The sequence below is a fragment of the Aquabacterium sp. UBA2148 genome (assembly GCF_002328915.1).
In the GTDB taxonomy this organism is placed as follows: domain Bacteria; phylum Pseudomonadota; class Gammaproteobacteria; order Burkholderiales; family Burkholderiaceae_C; genus Aquabacterium; species Aquabacterium parvum.
Genome location: NZ_DCXA01000146.1, coordinates 1 through 1,882, shown reverse-complemented (window position 1 = coordinate 1,882; position 1,882 = coordinate 1). Strand labels below are relative to the sequence as shown.

Annotated in this window: 2 protein-coding genes; one reads left to right on the top strand and one right to left on the bottom strand. The window is 69.2% G+C overall.

Going from position 1 to position 1,882, the window contains the following annotated elements; translation table 11 throughout:
- A partial coding sequence (locus B2W70_RS07945) for an FAD-dependent oxidoreductase (RefSeq protein ID WP_286744549.1) occupies positions 1-626 on the bottom strand: 626 nt, incomplete at its 3' end.
- Positions 627-711: 85 nt separating this feature from the next.
- Here B2W70_RS07945 and B2W70_RS07940 point away from each other — a divergent pair.
- On the top strand, positions 712-1,737 hold the full coding sequence (locus tag B2W70_RS07940; protein WP_286744547.1) for an AraC family transcriptional regulator: 1,026 nt from the start codon (positions 712-714) through the stop codon (positions 1,735-1,737).
- Positions 1,738-1,882 lie beyond the last annotated feature (145 nt).

Below are 1,882 nucleotides of genomic sequence, written 5' to 3'. Positions count from 1 at the left end.
CCCATGGCCAGCACCACCACGCCCGCCTCGATGCGCTCCTGCGCGCCGCTGGCCTCGTGCACAGCCTGAACGCCACCCATCACGCCACCGCTGTTTTCCAGGCCGACGACGCGGTGACCGCTGAGCACCTTCAGGCGCCCGCCGGAATCGGCCGCCTGCATGGCCGAGATCATGCGCCGCGTGAGCTCGCGCGAGGTGCCCCAGACCACGTGGTAACGCGGCACGCTGTTGCCTTCGCCAAAGCGCCCGCGCTCGACCCAGTTCACCGCCGGGAAGAACTTCAGGCCGTGCGAGACCAGCCAGTCGTAGACCTGCTCGCGCGAGTGCTGCACGTAAAAATCGGCCCAGCGGCGGGGCCAGGTGTCGGCCTCGGCCAGCTCACCGAAGCTGAGCCAGTCTCGCAGGGCGCGCTCGGGCGAATCGGCGATTTTCATGCGGCGCTGCAAGGGGGTGTCGACCAGGGCCATGCCCCCGAAGGCCCACAGGGCCAGGCCGCCCAGGCGCTCGGGCGTGTCGCGATCGACCACGGTCACGTGCCGGCCCGCCTTGAGGCATTCCAGGGCCGTGACGATGCCCGCCAAGCCCCCACCCACCACCACCACGTCCGTCCGCACAGCCGAAGCCATCGATCGCTTCCTTCTTCCAACACGTCGCTGGCCGCGACCTTATCCACTTATGATCCCTGACCATTGACTTTGGAGGACAGCGAGATTGACTTCACAGGCCATGGTGTCGATGAGCTGGGTGCGCACAGTGTTGGCAGAAGCGCAGCGCCAGGGAATCGAGGAAACCACCCTGCTGCGCGCCGCGGGCATCCAGCCTCAGGAGCTCGATCGCGAGCGCTGGCCCATCGACCACATCACCCGGCTGTGGCGGGCCGCCGCGCGCCTGACGCAGGACGCAGGGTTCGGCCTCAAGGCCGGCACCGTGGTGGGACCGGCCAGCTTCAACGTGGTCGGCTTCATCGTGCAGTCGGCCGCCACGCTGCGCCAGGCCCTGACCGTGGTGCAGAAGTACCAGTCGCTGATTTCCGACGGCGGGCGCTTTCAGCTGCTGGCCGGCCCCCAGACCAGCTGGCTGGTCTACCACCCCAGGCAGGGTGACCTGGCCTTCAGCCCCCACCAGATCGAGGCGGTGTTGGCCGCCGTGGTCAGCGCCTCTCGCTGGATCACGCCACAGCCCCTCAGGCCGACCCTGGTGCGTTTCAGCCACGAGGCCGTGGGGCCCTTGGCCGGCTACCGCGAGGCGTTTGCCTGCCCGATCGAGTTCAACCAGGCCTACAGCGGCCTGCTGATCGACAACAGCGTGCTCGATTTGCCCCTGCCGCAGGCCAATGCCCAGCTGGCGCGCCTGCACGAGCAGTACGCGGCGGCGCAGCTGCAAGCGCTGGCGCAGCAGCAGGGCCTGGACGAGGCCGTTCGCAACTGGTTGCGCGAGCAAATGGCCTCAGGTGCGCGCATGGCGGCGCCCACCCGGGCCGAAGCGGCGACCGCCTTCGGCCTGGGTGAACGCACCTTGGCGCGCCGACTCAGCGAGCGGGGCACCCACCACAACGCCTTGCTCGATGAAGCGAGGCGCGAGCTGGCGCTGCAATGGCTGGCAGGGGGCGAGCGCACGGTGCGCGAAGTGGCCCAGCAACTGGGCTTCGCCGAACTCAGCCCTTTTTATCGGGCGTTCCAGCGCTGGAGCGGCAGCTCGCCGCGCGCCTGGGCCACCCGCAACCGCTCGGTCGGCTGATCAAGCCACCGCGCGCAAGCGGGCCTGCGGCACCCAACGACGCAACAGGGCAGCCAGCTGCCTGAGCTCGCAGGGTTTGGGCAAGAAGTCGTCGAAGCCCGAAGACGGCAGGTGCATGCCCGCCGCATCGAAGCTGCAGGTGCTG